The 6,173-nt window shown below is 69.0% G+C and carries 8 protein-coding genes; 1 reads left to right on the top strand and 7 read right to left on the bottom strand.

The window, feature by feature from the left end; translation table 11 throughout:
- The 7 genes from ACLL81_RS02570 to ACLL81_RS02600 all read right to left on the bottom strand — a co-directional run.
- Positions 1–236 (bottom strand): aminotransferase class V-fold PLP-dependent enzyme (locus ACLL81_RS02570; protein ID WP_411286783.1); only part of this gene is annotated, 236 nt, incomplete at its 3' end.
- A gap of 2 nt (positions 237–238) precedes the next feature.
- Positions 239–1,270, bottom strand: a complete 1,032-nt coding sequence (gene sufD / locus ACLL81_RS02575) for a Fe-S cluster assembly protein SufD (protein ID WP_411286784.1) — start codon at positions 1,268–1,270, stop codon at positions 239–241.
- Positions 1,267–2,013: a Fe-S cluster assembly ATPase SufC gene (sufC, locus tag ACLL81_RS02580; protein WP_411286785.1), complete on the bottom strand. Its 747-nt coding sequence runs from the start codon at positions 2,011–2,013 to the stop codon at positions 1,267–1,269. The genes sufD and sufC overlap by 4 nt, the downstream gene beginning before the upstream one ends.
- Entirely contained in the window at positions 2,013–2,411 is a 399-nt protein-coding gene (locus ACLL81_RS02585; RefSeq protein WP_411286786.1) for a hypothetical protein, read from the bottom strand. Before ACLL81_RS02585 ends, sufC begins: the two co-directional genes overlap by 1 nt.
- Entirely contained in the window at positions 2,408–3,877 is a 1,470-nt protein-coding gene (sufB, locus tag ACLL81_RS02590; RefSeq protein WP_411286787.1) for a Fe-S cluster assembly protein SufB, read from the bottom strand. Before sufB ends, ACLL81_RS02585 begins: the two co-directional genes overlap by 4 nt.
- Positions 3,877–5,031: a cysteine desulfurase family protein gene (locus ACLL81_RS02595; RefSeq protein WP_411286788.1), complete on the bottom strand. Its 1,155-nt coding sequence runs from the start codon at positions 5,029–5,031 to the stop codon at positions 3,877–3,879. The genes sufB and ACLL81_RS02595 overlap by 1 nt, the downstream gene beginning before the upstream one ends.
- On the bottom strand, positions 5,028–5,465 hold the full coding sequence (locus tag ACLL81_RS02600) for an Rrf2 family transcriptional regulator (RefSeq protein ID WP_411286789.1): 438 nt from the start codon (positions 5,463–5,465) through the stop codon (positions 5,028–5,030). Before ACLL81_RS02600 ends, ACLL81_RS02595 begins: the two co-directional genes overlap by 4 nt.
- A 163-nt stretch (positions 5,466–5,628) precedes the next feature.
- On the opposite strand from ACLL81_RS02600, the gene ACLL81_RS02605 reads away from it, so the two are divergent.
- Positions 5,629–6,173 (top strand): alpha/beta hydrolase (locus tag ACLL81_RS02605; protein WP_411286790.1); only part of this gene is annotated, 545 nt, incomplete at its 3' end.

Consider the following 6,173-nt stretch of genomic DNA (forward strand, 5'->3'; position numbering starts at 1 on the left):
AACCGCGCCACGCTCTCGCGCGCCGCCTCGAACGCCTCGGTCGTCTCATTGGCGAGGGTGTGCAGGCCGCGGTGGACGTTGGCGTAGGAGTTCTCCATCGCCCAGGTCATCGCCTCGATCACCGCCCGCGGCTTCTGGGCCGAGGCGGCGCTGTCGAGATAGACCAGCGGCTTGCCGTTGATCTGGCGCTGCAGGATCGGGAACTCGGCGCGGGCGGCTTGGGCGTCGAAGGCCATGGTCAGCGGCCCAGCCTTGCAGCGGTCCAGGCCGCGGCCACCGCGCGGGCGCCGTCATGGACGATCCGCTCGACCACCTCGCCCACGAAGGCCTCGGTGAGCAGGGCGCGGGCGTCGTCCTCGGGCATGCCGCGCTGGCGGGCGTAGAACAGGGCGTCCTCGTCCAGGGCGCCCACCGTATTGCCGTGGGCGCAGGACACGTCGTCGGCATAGATCTCCAGCTCCGGCTTGGCGTCCACCTCGGCCCGGTCGGAGAGCACCAGGGCGTGATGGCCCATGCGGGCGTCGGTGTGGTCCGCGCCGCGCGCCACCACGATCTTGCCCTGGAAGACGCCGCGGGCCTGGTCGCGCACTACGCCCTTGACCAGCTGGTCGGTGGTCCCGTGCATGGCCTCGTGGGTTACGGCGGTGGTGATGTCGACGTGGCGGCGCTCGGCCAGCAGATAAACCCCGTCCATCCGCACCTGGGCGTGGCCGCCGGGGTGGCTGACCCGGGTCTCCAGCCGTTGGCGGCGAGCGCCGGAGGTCAGCACGGTCTGGGCGAAGCTGGCGCCCGGCGACAGTTCGACCTGGGCCTGGGAGACCGAAACGCCCTCGGCGCCATCAGCGGCCAGGACGATCCGTTCCAGGTGGGCGCCCTCGGCCACGGTGACCGTCAGGCTGGTCTGGGCGAGGTAGGAGCCTTCATCACCCTCGTAGGTCTCCAGCAGGGTCAGGCGCGCGCCAGCTGCGAGGGAGACGATGACCCGGCCGGCGTGGGAGCCGGAGCCTTGCGCGACCACTCGCAGGCCCACGGAGCGGGTCTCGCCGGGGGCCAGGTCGATGCGCGGAGCGCCCTGCCCGTTGGCCAGCACCTGCAGGTCGTCGCAGATCAGGTCGAAGGGTCCTGCGGCCAAGTTTGTTTCGTCCAGCGGCGCCGACGGCTCCGGCAGGGCGCGGATCAAGCCGCGCAGGTCGGTCCAGCGCCAGTCCTCGTCGCGCTTGCCGGGCAGCTCGGCAGCGTCGCGGGTGCGGATGGCGGCGGCGACGCTCAAGCGGCCCTCGCGTAGCGGTCGTAGCCTTCGCGCTCCAGCTCGTGGGCCAACTCGGGGCCTCCGGAGGCGGCGATCCGGCCGCCGGCCAGGACGTGGACCCGGTCGGGGGTGATGTAGTCCAGCAGCCGCTGGTAGTGGGTGATCACCAGCATGGCGCGGTTAGGCGAGCGTAGGGCGTTGACCCCGTCGGCGACGATGCGCAGCGCGTCGATGTCGAGGCCGGAATCGGTCTCGTCGAGAATCAGAAAACGCGGCGAAAGCATCGCCATTTGAAAGATTTCCATCCGCTTCTTCTCACCACCTGAGAAACCGACGTTGAGCGCGCGCTTGAGCATGTCGAAGTCGATCTTCAGCTCGGCGGCCTTCAGCCGGGCGAGCTTGAGGAACTCCGGAGCGCTCACTTCGGGCTCGCCGCGGGCCTTCTTCTGGGCGTTCAGCGCCGTGCGGATAAAGGTCAGGGCCGGGACGCCGGGAATCTCCAGCGGGTACTGGAAGGACAGGAAGACGCCCCGCGCCGCGCGCGCGTCGGGGGCCAGCGCCAGCAGGTCCTCGCCCTCCAGGGTGGCGGAGCCTCCCGTCACCTCATAGCCGCCGCGGCCGGTCAGCACGTAGGAGAGCGTCGACTTACCTGCCCCGTTCGGACCCATGATGGCGTGCACCTCGCCGGCGGGGACATCCAGGGTCAGGCCCTTGAGGATCTCCTTGCCGTCCACCACAGCGTGCAGGTTCTTCACGGAAAGCATCAGCGGGTCTCGTCGGCGAGGTATTGGGCCATGACCCGAAGCGCGTCGGCGACGCTCTCCACGGTTTCCTGTTTGCGCGGCGCGGCCGACCCGGCCGGCGTCGAGCGCTTGTCGGCGGCGGTGACGCTGGCCTTGCCAGCCTCGAAATAGACCGCCAAGCGGTAGTCGGCGTGGTCGAGACTGACCGTGTAGCGGCGGCGGTCCACCACCAGCCCCTTGTCGGCCAGGAATTTGCCGTCGGCGATCAGCGCCTCATGCAGTTCCTCTGCGCGGGCTAGGTCTTCTTCCTGCTGCTGGCGCTCGGCGTCGTCGCGCTTGCGGCGCTCCATCTCGCGCCGGGCATGCTCCACCTCGAAGGCGTCCTTCAGCGTAAGGCCCTTCTTTGACCGCGACGTCATCCGACGCTCCCCTCGAGCGAAATAGCCACCAGCTTCTGGGCCTCCACGGCAAACTCCATGGGAAGCTTCTGCAGCACGTCCTTGACGAAACCGTTGACCAGCAACTGGACGGCCTCCTCCTGGGAAAGGCCCCGCTGCATCACATAGAACAGCTGGTCTGCGGACAGCCTCGTGGTGGTGGCTTCGTGCTCGAACTTCGCCTGGCTGTTGCGCGCCTCGATGTAGGGCACGGTGTGGGCCGCGCAGTCCTTGCCGATGAGCAGGCTGTCGCACTGGGTGAAGTTGCGCGCGCCCACAGCCTTCGGATGCGCCGAGACCAGGCCGCGATAGGTGTTGGAGGACTTCCCCGCGCTGATCCCCTTGGAGATGATCCGCGAGCGGGTGTTGCGCCCCAGGTGGATCATCTTGGTGCCGGTGTCGGCCTGCTGGCGGCCGTTGGTGATGGCGATGGAATAGAACTCGCCCGAGCTCTCGTCGCCACGCAGCACGCAGGAGGGGTATTTCCAGGTGATCGAGGAGCCGGTCTCAACCTGGGTCCAGGAGACCTTGGACCGCGCACCACGGCAGTCGGCGCGCTTGGTGACAAAGTTGTAGATGCCGCCCCTGCCGGTTTCCGGATCCCCCGGATACCAGTTCTGGACGGTGGAATATTTGATCTCCGCGTCGTCCATGACGACCAGCTCGACCACGGCGGCGTGGAGCTGGTTCTCATCGCGCATAGGGGCGGTGCAGCCCTCCAGGTAGGAGACGTAGGAGCCCTTGTCGGCGATGATCAGGGTGCGCTCGAACTGGCCGCTCTGGGCGGCGTTGATGCGGAAATAGGTGGAGAGCTCCATCGGGCAGCGCACGCCCGGCGGCACATAGACGAAGCTGCCGTCGGAGAAGACCGCCGAGTTCAGGCAGGCGAAGTAGTTGTCACTCACCGGCACCACGGTGGAGAGGTACCTGCGCACCAGATCGCCGTGGTCGCGGATCGCCTCGCTCATCGGGCAGAAGATCACCCCGACCTCTGCCAGTTCCTTCTTGAAGGTGGTGACCACCGAGACGCTGTCGAACACCGCGTCCACAGCATAGCGCGGAGCGCCCTCGACGCCGGCCAGCACCTCCTGCTCGCGAAGCGGGATGCCCAGCTTCTTGTAGGTCTCCAGGATGTCCGGATCGACTTCGTCCAGGCTCTTGGGGCCGACCTTCTGAGTGGGGGCGGCGTAGTAGTAGCTGTCTTGGTAGTCGATGGGCGGGAAGTTGACCTTGGCCCAGGCGGGCTCGTCCATGGCCAACCACCGCTCATAGGCCTCCAGCCGCCACTGCAGCATCCACTCCGGCTCCTCCTTCTTGGCGGAGATAAAGCGAACGATGTCGGCGCTGAGGCCCTTGGGCGCGAAGTCCTGGGCGATGTCGGTGACGAAGCCGTGCTGGTACTTCTCCAGGCTCTCGACCTGATCGCGGGTCTGTTTGACGGCGGCCATTACGCTTGCACTCCCAGGGCGGCGGGCTGGCGGCGGCGCGCCGCGTGGCGGCCATGCGCCTCCAGCCAGGCCTCGGCCAGCCGGTTCCAGTCGCCGTCGTCGGTGTTCCAGCCGCCGGATACGCGGATGGCGCAGGCGGCGAGCTCGCCCTGCCCCATGGCCGTGAGCACGGGGCTGGCCTTGACCTTGCCCGACGAGCAGGCGGCTCCAGCGCTGACCAGCACCCCGGCCAGGTCGAGCCCCATGACCTGCAGGTCGGAGGTGAATTCGGGGGTGGCGACGCACAGGGTGTTGGCGAGCCTGGGCGCGCCCTCGCCCATCACCACGGCGCCCGCGGCCTTCATCCGGGCGGCCAGCGCGTCGCGGCCATCGGCCAGCCGCTGGAAGCTTTCGAGGTCACCGAGCGCAGCGGTCGCCGCCGCGCCGAAGCCGCAGATGCCGGGGACGTTCTCGGTGCCGCCGCGCCGGCCGCGTTCCTGGCCGCCGCCGTGCTGGCGTCGGGACAGCGTCGCGCGGGGGCCGAAGGTCAGAGCGCCCACCCCTTGCGGCCCGCCCAGTTTGTGGGCCGAGACGCTGAGGGTGTCGGCGCCTAGCGCGCGGCTGTCGATGGCGATCTTGCCGCCGGCCTGCACCGCGTCCACGTGCAACCAACCGTCCGCGGCGCGGACGATCCCGGCGGCCTGCGCCACCGGCTGGATCACGCCGGTCTCGTTGTTGGCCAGCATCATGGCCACGAAGGGCCTGCCGTCGGCGGCGTCCCAGCGCCCCAGGCGCTCGGCCAGCCAGGCCAGGTCGGCGACGCCGTCCGCAGTCACCGGCAAGACTTCCACGGCGACGCCCGCGGCCCGGGCCGTCTCCTGGACGCTGTCGTGCTCCAGCGCCGAGACGACCAGCCGACGCGCGCCCGCCGCCACGGCGCTTTCCAGGGCCAGCGCATTGGCCTCGGTGCCGCCGCTGGTGAACACCACGGTGGAGGCCGGCGCCGCCACCAGGGCGGCGACCTCGTCGCGGGCGTGCTCCACCAGGGCCCGGGCAGCGCGGCCCGCGGCGTGGACTGACGAGGGGTTACCACCCATCGCCAGGGCGCGGGCTACGGCGGCGCAGGCCTCAGGGCGCACAGGCGTGGTGGCGTTGTGGTCCAGATAGATGCTCATGCGGCGGCCCGGGCGGGACCGAGGCGGCCCAGCACCACGTCGGCCAGGCTGACTGACGCCAGGTAGTCCTCGATGCGGTGGCCGAGGTCTTCCCAGAGGTCGTGGGTCAGGCACCGCTCACCCTTGATCATGCAACCTTTGTCGGCGCTGACGCAGCGCGTGGCGCGCAGGGGCTCGTCCACGGCGTGGACGATGTCGGCGATGGAGGTGGTCTCGGCGGTCCGCGCCAGGCGATAGCCGCCTCCGGGCCCGCGGGCGCTGGTCACCAGGCCCTTGCGGCGCAGGCGCGCGAAGAGCTGTTCGAGATAGGAGAGCGAAATTTCCTGGCGGGCGGCGATCTCGGCCAGGGCCACGGCGCGGGCGGCGTCGCCTTCCCGTCGCGCAAGGTCGGCCATGGCCATTACGGCGTAGCGACCTTTGGTGGAGAGGCGCATGGCGTTTACATCCGATGCAGTTTTCGCGCGCGTCCCGGCCCGGCTGTGCTACAAGCCGCCGCCTTGCGCGGGGCTCGAGGCCCGGTCCGGCCGGATGGCTGAGACTTAGGAAGACCAAGCGCAGCAGTCAAGTATTTGAACTGGTTCTTTTGAGAGGGTTCGCATGCCAGAGGTGGTTCTGACCGGCGCGGCCGGGCGGATCGAAGGCCGGTATTCGCAGGGCAAGAGCGAGACGGCGCCGGTGGCGCTGATCCTGCACCCGCATCCCAAGGCCGGCGGCCAGATGAACAACCCCGTGGCTGTTCAGCTCTTCCACCTCTTCATGAAGCGCGGCTTCTCGGTGCTGCGGTTCAATTTCCGAGGCGTCGGACGCAGCCAGGGCGAATTCGACGGGGGTATCGGCGAGCTGGCCGATGCGGCGACGGCGCTGGACTGGCTGCAGACCACCAATCCGGCCGCGTCCCAATGCTGGGTGGCCGGTTACTCGTTCGGCGCATGGGTGGGGATGCAGCTATTGATGCGCCGGCCCGAGACGGATGGCTTCATCTCGGTGTCTCCGCCCACCAATGCGTACGACTTTTCGTTCCTGGCCCCCTGCCCGGCGTCCGGCCTGATTCTGCACGGCCAGAACGATTCAGTGGTGCCGCCGATTGACGTCGAACGTGTGGTGTCCAAGCTGAGAACCCAGAAGGGCATCGTCATCGACTA

Origin of the sequence: Phenylobacterium sp., assembly GCF_046590535.1 — a bacterium.
Taxonomy (GTDB): Bacteria; Pseudomonadota; Alphaproteobacteria; order Caulobacterales; family Caulobacteraceae; genus Phenylobacterium.

Bases quoted from the DNA above. Each gene is read 5' to 3' on its own strand.
- sufC (WP_411286785.1), bottom strand. From the start codon at position 2,013: ATGCTTTCCGTGAAGAACCTGCACGCTGTGGTGGACGGCAAGGAGATC.
- sufB (WP_411286787.1), bottom strand. From the start codon at position 3,877: ATGGCCGCCGTCAAACAGACCCGCGATCAGGTCGAGAGCCTGGAGAAG.
- ACLL81_RS02600 (WP_411286789.1), bottom strand. From the start codon at position 5,465: ATGCGCCTCTCCACCAAAGGTCGCTACGCCGTAATGGCCATGGCCGAC.
- ACLL81_RS02595 (WP_411286788.1), bottom strand. From the start codon at position 5,031: ATGAGCATCTATCTGGACCACAACGCCACCACGCCTGTGCGCCCTGAG.
- ACLL81_RS02585 (WP_411286786.1), bottom strand. From the start codon at position 2,411: ATGACGTCGCGGTCAAAGAAGGGCCTTACGCTGAAGGACGCCTTCGAG.